Below are 16766 nucleotides of genomic sequence, written 5' to 3'. Positions count from 1 at the left end.
GCATGAGACGGCTGAAGGCGATACGAAGGTGGTTCGGACGGCGCTTCGGCTATGCGCGGCTGGTCTGCGTGGCGCTTTTGATCGGCATTGCCGCGCTGCGGATGGCGGATCCGGGCCCGATTCAGGAGCTTCGCGTCAGGACGTTCGACACCTTGCAGGTGATCGAGCCGCGCCAGAAGACCGCGCGGCCCGTCACCATCGTCGATATCGACGAGAAGAGCCTCGCCGATCCCCGGCTCGGGCAATGGCCGTGGCCGCGGACGCGGCTCGCCGACATCGTCATCAATCTCACCCGGCTCGGCGCCGTGGTGATCGCGTTCGACGCGGTGTTCTCCGAGCCCGATCGTCTCAACCCCGCTATCGCGGCCGATACGTTCAGCGGCCTCGACGAGGAGATGCGCGCCAGGCTGCGGCAGCTGCCGAGCAACGACAGCATCCTGGCCGACGCCATCAAGAACTCGCGTGTGGTGCTCGGCGAGTCCGGCGGCCCCAACGTGCGCGCCGACCTCAACGAAAAGCTGCCGGTCACCGGGCTTGCGATGCTCGGCGAGGAGCCGCAGCGCTTCATGTTCCAGTTTCCGGGATTGTTGCGCAATGTGCCGGTGCTCGAGGAGGCCGCGGCCGGACGAGGCCTGTTCACGATCAGGCCGGAACGCGACGGCATCGTCAGGCGGGTGCCGATGATGATGGTCGCGCAGGGCATCACCATGCCGTCGCTGACCTTCGAAATGCTGCGAGTGGCGGGCGGCTCGGGCACCATCCTGATCAAGGCCGACAAGGGCGGCATCCAGAGCCTCGGAATCAAGGGCTTTGCGATCCCGACCGATCTCTATGGCCAGCTCTGGATCCACTACGCACGCCGTGACCCCTCGATCTACGTCTCGGCCGTCGATGTGCTGGATGGGCGGGTGCCGCCGGACAGGATCGCCGGCAAGCTGATCCTGATCGGCACCTCCTCGGTCGGGCTCAACGACATCAAGACCACGCCGGTGACGCCGGCGATGCCCGGTGTCGAGGTTCACGCCCAGGTGCTGGAGAGCGCGCTGACCGGGGACGTGGTTTCGCAACCGAACTACGGCATCGGCATCGAGTTCTTCGCTGCGCTGATCATGGGGCTCCTGGTCATCGCCTTCGCGCCGAAGTTCGGTCCGGTCACGCTGGTCGTCGTCGGCGGGTTGTTTGCCTCGGTGTTGATCGGCACCTCCTGGTATTTCTACTCCCAGCACCGGCTCTTGATCGATTTCACCTATCCGCTGATGTCGACCACGGCGATCTATCTCACGCTGATCTTCTCCGCCTTCGTGCGCGAACAGCAGCAGCGGCGGCAGATCCGGTCGCAGTTCGTGCGGTACATGTCGCCCGCGCTGGTCGAGCAGCTGGCGCAGGCGCCCGAACGGCTCGTGCTCGGCGGTGAGGAGCGCGAGATGACCATCATGCTCTCGGACATGCGCGGCTTCACCACGATCTCGGAAACCTACAAGAGCGATCCGCAGGGCCTCACGGCGCTGATGAACCGTTTCCTCACCCCGCTTTCCAACGCGATCCTTGCCCGCAAGGGCACCATCGACAAATACATGGGCGACGCCATCATGGCGTTCTGGAACGCGCCGCTCGACGACAAGCAGCACCAGTTCAACGCCTGCGACGCCGCGCTCGACATGCTGGAGCGCGTCGACGACCTCAACCGGGAGCGAGAGCGGGAGGCAAAGGAGGGTGGCCACATCTATGTGCCGCTCAACATCGGGGTCGGTCTCAACACCGGCACCTGCGTGGTCGGCAATATGGGCTCCGATGTGCGCTTCGACTATTCGGTGTTCGGCGACAGCGTCAATCTGGCCTCGCGGCTGGAGGGGCAGTCCAAGGAGTACGGCTTTCCGATCATCGTGGGATCGAAGACCGCGCTCGCGGTGAAGGAGAAGTTCGCGATCCTCGAACTCGACTTCATCATGGTGAAGGGCAAGAAGGAGCCCGAGGTGATCTATGCGATCGCCGGCCGCGAGGACGTGGCCGGTTCCGGCCGCTTCCAGCGGCTGCGCAACCTGACCATCGAAATGCTCGCCTGCTATCGCAGCCGGGATTGGGACGGTGCGCTCGCCGCGATCGAACGCGGCCGCAAGACCGACGAGGCGCAGACGCTGCAGTATCTCTACCGCCTCTATGAGGCGCGCATCCGCGCCTTCCAGAAGGAGCCCCCGCCGGACGATTGGGACGGTGCCTTTGCGTTGACGACGAAATAGGCGACAGCAAACCGGCTGTCGTCCCGGCTCACGACGAAATAGACGCCACAAATCCGGTGTCGTCCCGGCGAAGGCCGGACTCATACGCCGCGGCTGGGCAATAGGCAGGCGGCCAGACGGCTTTCCAACAACGCCTGTTCGTGATTATGGGTCCCGGCCTTCGCCGGGACGACGGTCGAGAGGTTTCGCGGCGACGACCAACACCTTACTCCAGACCGATCTGCGTCAGATCCTGGAACCAGTGCTGCGCCTGCACGAAGGTTTTCACCTTCGGCGACAGCGCGTGCGGATTGGTGTCGTGCACCACCCACACCAGCGCGGCATCGTCGACGATCAGCGCGTGCGCCTGCGCCAGCAGCGCATCCTGCTTTGCGCTGTCGAAGGTCTGTTTGGCCTCGTCGATCAGCGCGTCGACCTTCGGATTCTTGTAGCCGCCCCAGTTGACGCCTGTCGGCGCCACCTGGCCCGAATGGAAGAACCGCACGATGGCGTAGAGCGGGTCCGAGGTGACATAGGCGATGTTGTTGGCGGTGATGCCGGCGTTCATCTCGTCGGCGGCGCCCTTGCGCCAATGCGCATATAACGTCTCGAGCTCGACCACCTTGAAGTCGATATCGATGCCGATCTCCTTGAAGCTCTGCTGCAGGAATTCGTTCATCGGCAGCGACAGCATCTGCCCGGTGCCGCCCTGGGCGATGATGAAGGTCGTCTTCAGCGGCTTGTCCTTGGAATAGCCGGCTTCCTCCACCAGCTTTTTGGCGGCCGCGAGGTCGTATTTCAGTTCGAAGCTCGGCTTGCCGAACCACGGGCTCGACGGGTCGACCTGGCCCTTGGCCGGCTTGGCTAGGCCGTTCATCAGGCCAACCACCGCATCGCGGTCGATCGCGAGGTTGAGCGCCTTGCGCAGGCGGATATCGGTCCAGGGCGAGCCCGGCAGCACGCTCAGGTGATAATTCCAGACATGCGGCGTCACGTTGTCGACGATTCTCATGCCGGCGGCCTTGAGCTGCGGCACGGCGTCCGGCGCCGGCGTTTCGATCAGGTCGACCTGACCGGCCAGCAGCGCGTTGGTGCGGGTCAGCGCCTCCGGCATCGGGATCAGGATCATCTTGTCGACCTTCGCCAGCCGCTTCTTGTCCCAATAGTCCGGGTTCTTGGTCAGCTCGGCGAGTTCGCGCGGCACCAGCTTGGTCAGCTTGAACGGGCCGGTGCCGGAGGGTTGGCTCGCGAACTTGTCCCAGTCCCTGCCGAGCTTCTCATATTGCGCGGGGCTCGAGACCAGGAACCAGAGCATCTGGTAGGGGAAGAAGGAGTCGACCGTCTTGGTCGTGATCTCGATGGTCTGGTCGTCGATCTTGGCGTAGCTCGCGACCGAGGGCAGCCGGGTCTTGACCTGCGCGCTCTGCCGCTTGTCGAATTGCGGTGCCTTGTCGTTCAGCACCTTGTCGAGATTCCAGATCACCGCGTCGGCGTTGAAGTCGCTGCCGTCGTGGAATTTGACGCCCTGGCGCAGGGTGAAGCGCCACTTGGTCTTGTCGCTATCGTCGACCTTCCACTCGGTCGCAAGCCCGGGCACCAGTTTGCCCGGCCGGTCGGCAACGTCCATCTCCCAGGCCACCAGCGGATCGTAGATCGTGTAGGCCGTGAACTGATAGGCGCCGGCGCCGCGATCGGGCTGGCCGGTCGTCAGCGGAATGTCGGCCATCGAAATGCCGTAGCGCACAATGGACTCTGCTCGCGCTGATATGGCTGGCCAGCCCGCGGTCAGGGCGAGCGCCATGGCCGCCGTCAGGATCGAATTGCGCGCGCGCATATGAAGGCTCCGTTGGTGGGAAGTCGGGGCCAAATCCTGCAAGCATGATGCCAGAATAGGCATCTTCGCACGGTTCGGGCGCGAGGTGGGAAGAAATGACGCGCCCAGCGGTTATTTGCTGAAGAACTATTCCCCTTGGCACAGGCATTGCATACGCTTGCCCAAGAAATAATCACTAAAACGTCACCAGACTTCGAAGGGGTTGCTCAGATGCGTAACAGGAAGACCAATGCGACGGCGATCATGCTGGCGCTTGCGATTGCCAATTGTGTGCCGGCGATCGCCAGTGCCGAGACCGTGCTGCGCATTGGCATGACGGCTGCCGATATTCCGCGCACGCTCGGGCAGCCCGACCAGGGTTTTGAGGGCAATCGCTTTACCGGGCTCACGATGTATGACGCGCTGACGATGTGGGACCTGTCCTCGTCGGACAAGGCGAGCGCGATGATCCCGGGCCTTGCCACCGAGTGGAAGGTCGACGATTCCGACAAGACCAAGTGGGTCTTTAAGCTGCGTCCCGGCGTCAGCTTTCACGACGGTTCACCGTTCAATGCCGACGCAGTGGTCTGGAACGTCGACAAGGTGCTGAAGCAGGACGCGCCGCAATACGATGCGAGCCAGGTCGGCGTCACCGCCTCGCGCATGCCGACCTTGGTCTCGGCGCGCAAGATCGACGACATGACGGTCGAGTTGACCACCAAGGAGCCGGACAGCTTCCTGCCGATCAACCTCACCAATTTGTTCATGGCGAGCCCGGCCAAGTGGCAGCAATTCTACGACAAGGCCGAAGGTGCCGATGCCAAGGCGAAGTCGCAGGCCGCATGGGCGGCGTTCGCCAAGGACGCTTCGGGCACCGGCCCGTGGAAGATGTCGAGCTTCACGCCGCGCGAGCGGCTCGAGCTGGTGAAGAACGAGAATTACTGGGACAAGGCCCGCGTGCCAAAGGCCGACAAGATGGTGCTGTTGCCGATGCCCGAGGCCAACGCGCGCACTGCGGCGCTGCTGTCGGGCCAGGTGAACTGGATCGAGGCGCCGGCGCCCGACGCGCTGCCCGAGATCAAGCAGCGTGGCTTCAACCTCTATTCCAACGAGGAGCCGCATGTCTGGCCGTGGCAGTTCTCCCGCGTCGAGGGTTCGCCGTGGAACGACATCCGGGTCCGTAAGGCCGCCAATCTCTGCGTCGATCGCGAAGGGCTGCGTGACGGTCTGCTCGCGGGGCTGATGGTGCCGGCCACCGGCACGTTCGAGCCCGGCCATCCCTGGCGCGGCAACCCGACTTTTCAGATCAAGTACGACAAGCCGGCCGCGCAGAAGCTGATGCAGGAGGCCGGCTTCGGTCCCAACAAGAAGCTGACGGTCAAGATCCAGACCTCGGCGTCGGGCTCGGGCCAGATGCTGCCGCTGCCGATGAACGAGTATCTGCAACAGGCTTTGGCCGAGTGCTACTTCGATGTGCAGCTCGACGTCATCGAGTGGAATACGCTGTTCACCAACTGGCGGCGCGGCGCCAAGGATCCGTCGGCCAACGGATCGAACGCGACCAACGTCACCTATGCGGCGATGGATCCGTTCTTCGCGCTGGTGCGCTTCCTGCAATCGGGCATGGCGCCGCCGGTCTCGAACAATTGGGGTTTCATCAACAATCCGAAGTTCGATGAGCTGGTGAAGAAGGCCCGCCAGACCTTCGAACCGGCGGCGCGCGACGCTGCGCTCGCTGAATTGCACGCCGCCTCGGTCGATGATGCGGCGTTCCTGTACGTCGCTCACGACGTTGCGCCGCGCGCGATGAGCCCGAAGGTCAAGGGCTTTGTGCAGCCGAAGAGCTGGTTCGTCGACTTCTCGCCGGTCTCGGTCGTGCCGTGAGATAACGCCCGGCGCTCTTAGGTGCCCTCTCCCCTTGTGGGAGAGGGTGGCTTCGCGACAGCGAAGCCGGGTGAGGGGTTGTCTCCGCGGACGCTCCTCGCTGAAATGAAATGACTGTATCCGCGGATAGAACCCCTCATCCGGCGCGCTCCGCGCGCCACCTTCTCCCGCAAGGGGGGAAGGAAGAAAGAACGCAACGTGCTCGCCTATACGTCCAGACGGATCGTCTACGTCATTCCGATCGTGCTCAGCGTTGCGCTGGTGTGCTTCCTGTTGGTGCACATCACGCCCGGCGATCCGCTGGTCGCGGTGCTGCCGGCCGATGCCTCGCAGGAGCTCGCCGCGCAGCTGCGCAGCGCTTACGGCTTCGATCGCCCGCTGCCGGTGCAGTTCGGCCTGTGGCTGTGGCGCGCGATCCATGGCGATCTCGGCAATTCGATCGCCACGGGACGGCCGGTCCTGTCGGAGGTGATGCGCGCGGTCGGCAACACCGTGATGCTGGCGATTGCGGCCGCGATGATCGGCTTCACGCTCGGCCTGCTATTCGGGCTGATCGCCGGCTATTTCCGCGACACCTGGGTCGACAAGGTCGCGACGTCCATTGCCATCGCCGGCGTCTCGCTGCCGCACTACTGGCTCGGCATGGTGCTGGTCATCATCTTCTCGGTGCAGCTCAACTGGCTGCCGGCGGTCGGTGCCGGGCCTGGTGGCTCCGGCGCCTGGGCGTGGGACTGGGAGCATCTGCGCTATCTGGTGCTGCCCGCGATCACCACCTCGGTGATCCCGATGGGCATCGTCACGCGCACGGTGCGCGCGCTGACCGGCGACATCCTGAGCCAGGATTTCGTCGAGGCGTTGCGCGCCAAGGGCCTGCGCGAGACCGGGGTGTTCCGCCACGTCATCAAGAACGCGGCGCCGACTGCGCTTGCGGTGATGGGTCTGCAACTCGGCTACATGCTCGGCGGCTCGATCCTGATCGAGACCGTGTTCTCGTGGCCCGGCTCGGGGCTGCTGCTGAACTCTGCGATCTTCCAGCGCGATCTGCCGCTGCTGCAGGGCACGATCCTGGTGTTGGCGCTGTTCTTCGTGCTGCTCAATCTCCTGGTCGACATCGCGCAGGCCGCGATCGATCCGCGCATCAAGCGGAGCTAGCCATGAGCGCGATGAGCGATATTGCGTTGCAGGCCGCCCCGACCACCAAGGCACGCGGCTACTGGGCGACGGTTGGGCGCCGCATCAGGCGCGACAAGGTCAGCATGGCCTGTGCCATCATCCTGGTGCTGATCTTTGCCTCCGCGCTGCTGGCGCCATGGCTGCATCTCGCCGATCCCTATCAGGGCTCGATGATCCGTCGTCTCCGCCACATCGGCACGCCGGGCTATCCGCTCGGCACTGACGAACTCGGCCGCGACATGCTGGCGCGGCTGATCTATGGCGGACGGCTGTCGCTGGTCATCGGCATCCTGCCGGTGATCCTCGCCTTCACGATCGGCACTTCGCTCGGTCTCGTCGCCGGTTACGTCGGCGGCAAGCTCAACACCGCGATCATGCGCACCGTCGACGTGTTCTACGCCTTCCCGTCGGTGCTGCTGGCGATCGCGATCTCGGGCGCGCTCGGCGCCGGCATCACCAATTCGATCGTATCGCTGACCATCGTATTCGTGCCGCAGATCACCCGCGTCGCCGAAAGCGTCACCACCGGCGTCCGCAACATGGACTTCGTCGAGGCGGCCCGCGCGTCCGGCGCCGGTCCTTTCACCATCATGCGCGTCCACATGCTCGGCAATGTGCTGGGCCCGATCTTCGTCTACGCCACCGGCCTGATCTCGGTGTCGATGATCCTCGCGGCCGGTCTCTCCTTCCTCGGGCTCGGCACCAAGCCGCCGGAGCCGGAATGGGGCTTGATGCTGAACACGCTGCGTACCGCGATCTATGTCAATCCATGGGTCGCGGCGCTGCCGGGTGCGATGATCTTCGCGGTCTCGATCTGCTTCAATCTGCTCAGCGACGGCATGCGCAGCGCCATGGACATCAGGAATTAGAGCATGAGCGAGGCCAATCCCTCTGTCGATATGCTGGAGCCGGTCGCCGATGTCGGCGGCGCCGCGCAGCCGCTGCTGCAAGTCAAGGGACTGACCAAGCACTTCCCGGTGCGCGGCGGGCTGTTCAGCCCGCGCAAGACCGTGCGCGCCGTCGACGACGTCAGCTTCGCGGTCATGAAGGGTGAGACCGTCGGCATTGTCGGCGAATCCGGCTGCGGCAAGTCGACCACCGCGCGGCTGTTGATGCATCTGATGGCGCGCGATGCCGGCGACATCATTTTTGACGGCCGGCAGGTCGGCCCGGCGCTCTCACTACGCGATTTGCGGCGCGGCGTGCAGATGGTGTTCCAGGACAGCTACGCCTCGCTCAACCCGCGCCTCACCATCGAGGAGTCGATCGCCTTCGGACCAAAAGTCCACGGCATGGCCGATGACACCGCGCGGACGCTGGCGCGCGAGCTGCTCGGCAAGGTGGGCTTGCGGCCGGAGATCTTCGCCAACCGCTATCCGCACGAAGTGTCCGGCGGCCAGCGCCAGCGCGTCAATATCGCCCGCGCGCTCGCGCTGTCGCCGCGGCTCGTGATCCTCGACGAGGCGGTTTCAGCGCTCGACAAATCGGTCGAGGCGCAGGTGCTCAATCTGCTCGCCGACCTGAAGCGCGAATTCGGCCTGACCTATCTGTTCATCAGCCACGATCTCAACGTGGTCCGCTACATCTCCGATCGCGTGCTGGTGATGTATCTCGGCGAAGTCGTCGAGCTCGGCCCGGTCGACGCGGTCTGGGACGCGCCGGCACATCCCTATACCCGCGCGCTGCTGGCGGCGATGCCGTCATCCGATCCCGACAGGCGCACCGAGGTGCCGCCGATCTCGGGCGATCCGCCCAATCCGATCGATCCACCGGCCGGTTGCCGGTTTCACACCCGTTGCCCGTTTGCGGAGCCGCTCTGCGCAAACGTCACGCCAAAACTCAGCGATCTCGATACAATGGGCCATCAAGCGGCGTGCTACATGGCCATTCCTGGCTCGGGGCACAGCCGCGCGCCGGCAAAAGCAAAAGGAGAAAGCGCGGCATGACCAGACCAACTCCCAAGGACGTCAAGGTGATCGCGCACGTCGCCGACGTGCCCGCCGATGACGATGTCGCGACCCGCATCGCCAACTCGATCGGGCCGGCATTCGACGGCTTCGCGCCGATCGCCGGCACGCTGCCGTTCGATCTCGAACCCGCGAGCTTCCTGCTGGCCCAGAAGGTGTCGAAATGAGCACCGAACCGGCCCTGATGACGCTGACCGCGGTCGCCAAGGCGATTGCTGACAAGAAAGTCTCCTCGCATGAGGTGACGCGCGCCGTGCTGCATCGCATTGCGGAATGGCAGCCGCGGCTCAACGCCTATATGGCGATCGAATCCGAACAGGCGCTTGCCGCCGCCACCGAGGCCGACGCCGCGCTCGCCAAGGGCAACGGCCGAGGCGCATTGCATGGCGTGCCGCTGGCGCACAAGGACATGTATTACGAGGCCGGCAAGGTCGTGACCTGCGGCTCGCTGATCCGCCGCGACTTCGTGCCGAAGACGACCGCGACGGCGTTGCAGCGGCTGAAGGATGCCGGGCAGGTCCGGCTTGGTTCGCTGCAGATGGTCGAGTTCGCCTATGGGCCGACCGGCCACAACGTGCATTACGGCGCGGTGCGCAATCCCTGGAACGTCGCGCACATCACCGGCGGCTCGTCGTCGGGCTCGGGCTCGGCGGTCGCCGCGCGGCTCACCTTTGCTGCGTTGGGTTCCGACACCGGCGGCTCGGTGCGCATGCCCGCGCATTTCTGCGGCGTCACCGGCCTGAAGACGACGGTCGGCCGCGTCAGCCGCGCCGGCGCGATGCCGCTGTCGCAGTCGCTCGATACCGTCGGTCCGCTGGCACAGACCGCGGAGGATTGCGCGCTGCTGCTCGGCCTGATGGCCGGCGCCGACCCTGAGGATCTGACGGCGTCGACGCAGCCGGTGCCCGACTATCTGGCCGCGACAAGGCAGTCGTTGAAGGGCCTCAAGATCGGCGTGCCGACGGCGTTCTATGTCGACGACCTCGATCCCGAAGTGGCGCGCATCCTCGACGAGACCGTGGCCATCCTGAAGAAGGAGGGCGCCGAGATCGTCAAGGTCGAGCTGCCCGATCAACGCCAGCTCAGCGCCGCGTCGCAACTGGTGCTCGCGGCCGAGGCCGCGGCCTACCACAAGCGCTGGATGATCGAGCGGCCGCAGGATTACGGCGCACAGGTCCTGATGCGGTTGCAGAACGGCCTCACCATTCCGGCCGTCACCTATCTCGAGGCGATGCGCTGGCGCGGACCCGCGCTCGCCGCGCACAACGCGGCGGTCAGCGGGATCGATGCGGTCATCGCGCCGTCCTCGCCGGTGCCGGCACCGACCATCGCCGAGAGCGATGTCGGCAACGGTCCGGGCGCGGAAGCGGTGATCCAGCGGCTGACGCGGTTCACCCGCCCGGTCAACTATCTCGGCTTGCCGTCACTCTCGATCCCCTCGGGCTTCACCAAGGCGGGTCTGCCGGTCGGCATGCAGCTGATCGGCCGCTCCTTCGAGGAAGCGGTGTTGCTCCGGGTCGGCGCCGCCTTCCAGCGCGCGACCGACTTCCACGCCAGGGTCCCCAAGCTCGCATGACCAATCTCGTCGAGATCAACAACCTCAACATCCGCTTCACCGGAGATCGCACGGTCCATGCCGTGAACGATCTCAGCCTACGGCTCGGCGAGGGCGAGGTGTTGGGGCTGCTCGGCGAGTCCGGCTCGGGCAAGAGCGTGACGCTGCGCGCGCTGATGCGGCTGTTGCCGAAGAAGCGCACGCAGATCACCGGCAGCGTCAAGGTACTCGGTCGGGACGTGCTGGCGATGGATGACGAGGCGCTGTCCGCATTCCGCGGCCAGACCGTCTCGATGATCTTCCAGGAGCCTGCGCTGGCGCTCGACCCGGTCTACACCATCGGCCGCCAGATTGCGGAGACGGTGATGCGTCACGAGGGCAAGAGCGAGCGCGACGCCACGGCGCGCGCGCTCGAGATGCTCGAAGTGGTGCGGATCCCGTCCGCGAAACGACGGCTCGATTCCTATCCGCACGAGATGTCGGGCGGCATGCGCCAGCGTGCGATGATCGCGCTGGCGCTGGCCTGCAAGCCGAAGATCCTGCTCGCGGACGAGCCGACCACCGCGCTCGACGCCACCGTGCAGATCCAGATCCTGCTGCTGCTGCGCGAGTTGCAGCGCGAGTTCGGGATGTCCGTCATCTTCGTCACCCACGATATCGGCGTCGCCATCGAGATCTGCGACCGGGTCGCGGTGATGTATGCCGGCCAGATCGTGGAGCAGGGCGCCCTGCGCGATATCGTGCGCACGCCGGTTCATCCCTATGCGAAGGGCTTGCTGGCCTCGACCATTCACGGCGCGACGCGCGGTCAGCGGCTGGAGACCATTCCGGGCACGCCGCCCTCGCTCGACCACGCGCCGGCCAGCTGCTCGTTTGCACCGCGCTGCAAGTTTGCCGAACCGCGCTGCAGTGAGAGCCTGCCGCCGAGCCTGCAGGTCGCGCCCGGCCATTTGGCGCGCTGCGTCCTGGCGGAGCCGGCCGCCACGGCCGTCGTTTAGCTCGCCCGCGCGACCGCGTCGGCGATCCAGCGCCGCACCGCCGCGATCCGCCGGTCCCGCGCCTGCTCGGTGCGGGAGACCAGGTAGATCGTCTCGTGATGCGCGGCCTCGAACGCAAACGGCGCCACCAGCCGCTTGCCGAAGCCCGGCCGCACCTTGATCAGGGGCGCCATTGCGAGCGCCACGCCGAGCCCGTGTTCCGCAGCCTCCAGCATCGCCGGCACGCTGTCGAGCCACAGATGCCCGCGCGGGGCGAGATGCGGCAGCCCGGCCTCCTTCAGCCAGGCCGGCCACGCCCGCGGTTGCGTCGTGACATGGATCAGCACCTCGCGCGACAGGTCCGCAGGGCTCCGAAGCCCCGCCTTGACCATCGCCGGCGTGCACACCGGCAATCCCCTGACCTGGACCAGCGGCTCGATCTTCAGCCCGGCCGCATGTTCCCGCCCGTAGCGGATCGCGACATCGACGCGCGAGCCGTTGAAGTCGGCATATTGGTGCGTGGCCTCGATCCGCAGCGTCAGTTGCGGATGGCGCCGCTTGAACTCCGGCAGCGCCGGCAGCAGCACGGCGCTGGTGAAGAACGGCAGTGAGCTGATCCACAACTCGCTGCTGGCCTCGCCGCGTTGCCGCAGCATGTCGCGGCTCGCCTCCTGCAGCGTCGCCAGCGCGGCCGACACCTTTGCAAGATAGCGCTCGCCGTCCGCGGTCAGCCGCACCGAGCGCGCGCCGCGGATGAACAACTTGGTGCCGAACTGCTGCTCCAGTCCGCGGATCTGATGGCTGATCGCCGACGGGCTCAGCGACAGGTCGCGTGCGGCGCGGCGGAAGCTGAGTTCTGTTGCCGCGCGCTCGAAGGCGAGCAGCGCCGGCAGCGGTGGGATGACCCGTGGATCCGGGGCATCCAATGGGTGAATCCTGTTCACCTGAAGTGATGAATGGCCTTTTGTCATGGCCGCTATTCTTGGATCAGATTGTCCCTACGCTCAATCCTGCTCACCTCGGGAGATCTCATCCGCCTTGGTCATCTTCGAACCGCTCGCCACGCCTCATCACTGGAAGCCGGCCGCGCTGGCGGCGGGGCCGTTCGCTGGCCTCCAGGGCGGAGCGGTCGCGAGCCTCTTGACCGCCGAGGTCGAGGCGATGGCAGGTCCGCGCAACTGGGGCACCGCGATATCGGCGTCAGCCTGGTTCCTGCGGCCGACGCCGATGGCAGAATTGCGGACCCAAGTCGCCGTCGTGACCGAGGGCGGCCGGGTCAGCGTCGTCGACAACACGCTCTGGCCGGCCGGCGAGGAGCAGCCCTGTGCGACGGTGCGCGTAACGCTGTCGCGCGAACGTGCGGTCGAGATCCCCGGTTTTCGCGGCAGCGCAGCCGACCCGGTGGATCCCACGGTCTTTCCGTTGCACAGCCCGCACGCAGTTCACGGCCGCGGCTGGTTCATGGACGCGATGGAAGCTCGTGCCGGTGGCGACGTCGCCTGGTTTCGCATGCATCATAGCGTGATCGCGGATGCCGGCCCGCTGGCGCGCGTACTCGGTCCGGCCGACTGGACCCACGGCATCGCGCGCCCGGTGCAGAACGTTGTGGCCGACCCCAATCCGAACCTCGCGGTGCAGCTGTTCAGGCCACCCCGGGGCGCGTGGATCGGCATTCGCGCCGAGGCCCGCTGGCGCCCGGAGGCCGGGCTTGGCGCCGGCAGCGGGGTATTGCTCGATGTGGATGGCGAGATCGGCCGGGTCTCGATGTCGGTCATTCTCGTGCCCTTTCCAGGAAACGCACCGGCAGCGGGTCCGGGTTCCGCGGCCGGCCAACGCTAATTATTCCTTCAACTGTCTGTGGCATCACAAAAATAGGCCGCGAACCATGCTTTGGTCGGCGCGACTTGAAATGGACGGTGGTCGCAAACGTCTATACAACGTGGTGATCACGTAACTCTTTTGATTTGCAGAGATCGGTCTTTATGGCAGTCGCGCCCGCTGTCCGGCGTTCCGAACTGGCTGAGGCGCTGCGCGCATGCCGCAGTGCCTTCATCGGCGTCGGCCTCATCAGCTGCATGATCAACCTGCTCTATCTGACAGGCTCGATGTTCATGCTGCAGGTCTACGACCGGGTGCTGCCGAGCCGCAGCGTTCCGACCCTGGTCGGCCTCGTCGTCATCGCCGCAGTCCTCTACATGGCCCAGGGCGTGCTCGATCTGCTGCGCGGACGGGTCCTCGGCCGCGTCGGCACCTCGCTCGACGAAGCGCTCAATGCGCGGGTGTTCGACACCATCGTTCGGCTGCCGCTGATGGCCGGCAATCGCAGCGAGGGCCTGCAGCCGCTGCGCGACCTCGACAATGTGCGCTCCTTCCTCGGCAGCATGGGGCCTGGCGCGTTTTTCGACCTTCCCTGGCTGCCGTTCTACATGCTGATCTGCTTCGCGTTCCATTGGCTGCTCGGCGTCACGGCGCTGGTCGGCGCCGTCATCCTGGTGACGCTGACGCTGATCACCGAATACATGTCGCGCACGCCGGCCAGGGAAGCGATGTCGCTCGCGGCGCGGCGCAACGATCTCGCCGCCTCCAGTCGCCGCAACGCCGAAGTGCTCGTGGCGATGGGCATGGCCGGGCGGATGAACAAGCGCTGGAACGAAGCCAACGAGGAGTATCTGTCCGGCAACCAGCGTGCGAGCGACGTGAGCGGCGGGCTCGGTGCGGTCGCCAAGGTGCTGCGCATGATGCTGCAGTCGGCCGTGCTCGCGGTCGGTGCCTATCTCGTGATCCACCAGGAGGCCACCGGCGGCATCATCATCGCCGGCTCGATCCTGAGCGCGCGGGCGCTGGCGCCGGTCGATCTCGCGATCGCGCATTGGAAGAGCTTCGTCGCCGCGCGGCAGAGCTGGCAGCGCCTCAACCGCCTGCTGCAGCAGATTCCGGCGCGGCCGGAGCAGACGCTGCTGCAGGCGCCGGAGAAGAAGTTGTCGGTCGAGGCGGTGACCATGGTTGCGCCGGGCGACCAGCGCCCCATCGTGCAGGATGTCACCTTCGCCGTCGAAGCCGGCAGCGGCGTCGGCGTGATCGGCCCGAGCGGTTCCGGCAAGTCGTCGCTGATCCGGGCGCTGGTCGGCGTCTGGGTGCCGGCGCGCGGCAAGGTACGGCTCGACGGTGCCGCGCTGGATCAATGGTCGTCGGACCAACTCGGCCGCCATGTCGGCTATTTGCCGCAGGACGTCGAACTGTTCGCCGGCACGGTCGCGCAGAACATCTGCCGGTTCGATCCCGACGCCAAGTCCGACGGCATCATCGCGGCGGCCAAGGAGGCCGGCGTGCATGAGATGATCATCAAGATGCGCGAGGGCTACGACACCCAGGTCGGCGAGCAGGGCACGGCGCTTTCCGCAGGCCAGGCGCAGCGCGTCGCGCTGGCGCGCGCGCTCTACGGCAATCCGTTCCTGATCGTGCTGGACGAGCCGAACTCCAATCTCGACAGCGAAGGCGACGAGGCGCTGACCCGCGCGGTGCGTAGCGCCCGCGCGCGCGGCGCCGTCGTCATCGTGGTCGCGCACCGGCCGGTCGGCATCGAGGGCGTCGACCAGCTGCTCGTGCTCAAGGACGGCCGCATGCAGACCTTCGGGCCGAAGGAGACCGTGCTCGCGCAGGTGCTTCAGCGCGTCGCGCCGCCGGCGCCCACGCCGATCAAGATCGTAGCCGATGCGGGGGCGACCAAGTCATGAGCGACCGCATGACCGATCAGCCGCGCAACGCACATGCTTCGATCAGAAAGCACCTCGTGGTCGGCCTCGTCGTGGTCCTGGTGCTGGGCGGCGGCGTCGGCGGCTGGGCCGCGACGGTGCCGATCTCGGGCGCGCTGATCGCGCCGGGCTCGGTGGTGGTCGATACCAACGTCAAGAAGGTGCAGCATCCGACCGGCGGCGTCGTCGGTGAAATCCTGGCGCGCGACGGCGACACGGTCAAGGCGGGCGACGTCGTCGTGCGTCTCGACGAAACCGTCGTGAAGGCGAGCCTTGCGATCGTGGTCAAGACGCTGAACGGTCTCTATGCGCGTGCGGCCCGGCTCCAGGCCGAGCAGCAGGGCCTCGACAAGATCGTGTATCCGCCGCAGCTCACCGAGCAGGCGAGGGATCCCGACGTCCGCGATATCATGGCGAACGAAACCAAGCTGTTCGAGGTCCGGGTCAACGGCCGCGCCGGCCAGAAGGCGCAGCTGCGCGAACGCGTCACGCAGCTCAACGAGGAAATCGCCGGCCTTCAGGCGCAGGAAACCTCCAAGGACAAGGAGATCGCACTGGTGCAGCAGGAGCTGGTCGGCGTCCGCCAGCTGTATGAGCAGCATCTGGTGCAGCTCACCCGCCTCACCACGCTGGAGCGCGACGCGGCGCGGCTCTCCGGCGAGCGCGCGCAGTACATTGCGTCGCGCGCCCAGGCCAAGGGCAAGATCACCGAGACCGAGTTGCAGATCATCCAGGTCGACAAGGACATGCTCTCGGAGGTCTCGAAGGACCTGCGCGAGGCCAACGACAAGATCGGCGAATTCGTCGAGCGCAAGGTGACCGCCGAAGACCAGCTCCGTCGCATCGACATCCGCGCGCCGCAGGACGGCGTGGTGCTGCAATCGACCGTCCACACCGTCGGCGGCGTCGTCACCGCGGGCGATGCCATCATGATGATCGTGCCCAGGGCCGACGATTTGTCGGTTGAGGCCAAGGTCAATCCGCAGGACATCGACAAGCTCCAGGTCGGACAGAAGACCGTGCTGCGGCTCTCCGCGTTCAATCAGCGCACCACGCCGGAGCTGAACGGCGTCGTCACCCGCGTCTCCGCCGACGTCAACACCGACCAGCGCACCGGGCAGAGCTACTACACGATCCGCGTCTCGATGCCGCCCGAAGAAGTCGCGCGCCTCGGCAGCGAGGTGAAGATCATCCCCGGCATGCCGGTGGAAGCCTTCGTCCAGACCGGCGACCGCACCATGATGTCGTATCTGATGAAGCCGCTGAGCGACCAGTTCATGCGCTCATTCCGCGAAAAGTAGGTTTCTTGCGGAGACTCTCGTAGCCCGGATGAAGCCAACGGGTCGCGCGAAGGCGCGCCCGACGACAGGCTTCGCGAAATCCGGGAACGGTCGCGCGGCGGATGCAGCTGCCCCGGATTGCGCTTCGC

The 16766-nt window shown here is 66.1% G+C and carries 13 protein-coding genes; 11 read left to right on the top strand and 2 right to left on the bottom strand.

Annotated elements, in window-relative coordinates:
* Positions 1–2 precede the first annotated feature (2 nt).
* Positions 3–2237 (top strand): CHASE2 domain-containing protein, encoded by a 2235-nt coding sequence (locus tag HAP47_RS38710; RefSeq protein WP_173640274.1) that lies wholly within the window; start codon positions 3–5, stop codon positions 2235–2237.
* Between the two features lie 205 nt (positions 2238–2442).
* Here the strand turns inward: HAP47_RS38710 and HAP47_RS38705 are convergent, their stop codons facing one another.
* The gene (locus tag HAP47_RS38705; protein ID WP_176396251.1) at positions 2443–4050 is read right to left on the bottom strand and encodes an ABC transporter substrate-binding protein; all 1608 of its coding nucleotides are present in this window, start codon (positions 4048–4050) and stop codon (positions 2443–2445) included.
* A 210-nt stretch (positions 4051–4260) separates the two neighbouring features.
* Between HAP47_RS38705 and HAP47_RS38700 the strand changes: the two genes are divergently transcribed.
* The 7 genes from HAP47_RS38700 to HAP47_RS38670 all read left to right on the top strand — a co-directional run bounded on the left by HAP47_RS38700 (position 4261) and on the right by HAP47_RS38670 (position 11606).
* Entirely contained in the window at positions 4261–5913 is a 1653-nt protein-coding gene (locus tag HAP47_RS38700) for an ABC transporter substrate-binding protein (RefSeq protein WP_173640275.1), read from the top strand.
* A gap of 198 nt (positions 5914–6111) precedes the next feature.
* Complete coding sequence (locus tag HAP47_RS38695; protein ID WP_021080294.1) at positions 6112–7065, top strand: ABC transporter permease; 954 nt, start codon at positions 6112–6114, stop codon at positions 7063–7065.
* A gap of 11 nt (positions 7066–7076) precedes the next feature.
* Positions 7077–7955 (top strand): ABC transporter permease, encoded by an 879-nt coding sequence (locus HAP47_RS38690; protein ID WP_173640746.1) that lies wholly within the window; start codon positions 7077–7079, stop codon positions 7953–7955.
* Positions 7956–7958: 3 nt separating this feature from the next.
* The gene (locus tag HAP47_RS38685) at positions 7959–9032 is read left to right on the top strand and encodes an ABC transporter ATP-binding protein (RefSeq protein ID WP_173640276.1); all 1074 of its coding nucleotides are present in this window, start codon (positions 7959–7961) and stop codon (positions 9030–9032) included.
* Positions 9029–9220 carry a hypothetical protein gene (locus tag HAP47_RS38680; RefSeq protein ID WP_173640277.1) on the top strand — a complete coding sequence of 64 codons (192 nt, stop codon included), beginning with the start codon at positions 9029–9031 and terminating at the stop codon, positions 9218–9220. The genes HAP47_RS38685 and HAP47_RS38680 overlap by 4 nt, the downstream gene beginning before the upstream one ends.
* Positions 9217–10629 (top strand): amidase, encoded by a 1413-nt coding sequence (locus HAP47_RS38675; protein WP_173640278.1) that lies wholly within the window; start codon positions 9217–9219, stop codon positions 10627–10629. The genes HAP47_RS38680 and HAP47_RS38675 overlap by 4 nt, the downstream gene beginning before the upstream one ends.
* Positions 10626–11606: an ABC transporter ATP-binding protein gene (locus HAP47_RS38670; RefSeq protein ID WP_173640279.1), complete on the top strand. Its 981-nt coding sequence runs from the start codon at positions 10626–10628 to the stop codon at positions 11604–11606. Before HAP47_RS38675 ends, HAP47_RS38670 begins: the two co-directional genes overlap by 4 nt.
* Here HAP47_RS38670 and HAP47_RS38665 read toward each other — a convergent pair.
* Positions 11603–12511 carry a LysR substrate-binding domain-containing protein gene (locus tag HAP47_RS38665; RefSeq protein WP_173640280.1) on the bottom strand — a complete coding sequence of 303 codons (909 nt, stop codon included), beginning with the start codon at positions 12509–12511 and terminating at the stop codon, positions 11603–11605. The genes HAP47_RS38670 and HAP47_RS38665 overlap by 4 nt on opposite strands.
* 112 nt (positions 12512–12623) lie before the next feature.
* Here HAP47_RS38665 and HAP47_RS38660 point away from each other — a divergent pair, with 112 nt between their 5' ends.
* The 3 genes from HAP47_RS38660 to HAP47_RS38650 all read left to right on the top strand — a co-directional run bounded on the left by HAP47_RS38660 (position 12624) and on the right by HAP47_RS38650 (position 16638).
* Positions 12624–13424 (top strand): acyl-CoA thioesterase domain-containing protein, encoded by an 801-nt coding sequence (locus HAP47_RS38660; protein ID WP_173640281.1) that lies wholly within the window; start codon positions 12624–12626, stop codon positions 13422–13424.
* A gap of 143 nt (positions 13425–13567) precedes the next feature.
* Positions 13568–15319, top strand: a complete 1752-nt coding sequence (locus HAP47_RS38655) for a type I secretion system permease/ATPase (protein ID WP_173640282.1) — start codon at positions 13568–13570, stop codon at positions 15317–15319.
* A complete protein-coding gene (locus HAP47_RS38650) occupies positions 15316–16638 on the top strand; it encodes an HlyD family type I secretion periplasmic adaptor subunit (RefSeq protein ID WP_231168668.1) in 1323 nt (440 codons plus the stop codon). Before HAP47_RS38655 ends, HAP47_RS38650 begins: the two co-directional genes overlap by 4 nt.
* Positions 16639–16766 lie beyond the last annotated feature (128 nt).

Origin of the sequence: Bradyrhizobium sp. 41S5, assembly GCF_011516665.3 — a bacterium.
Taxonomy (GTDB): Bacteria; Pseudomonadota; Alphaproteobacteria; order Rhizobiales; family Xanthobacteraceae; genus Bradyrhizobium; species Bradyrhizobium quebecense.
Note: the sequence above shows the minus strand (reverse complement) of the source record. Positions and strands in the feature narration are given on the sequence as shown.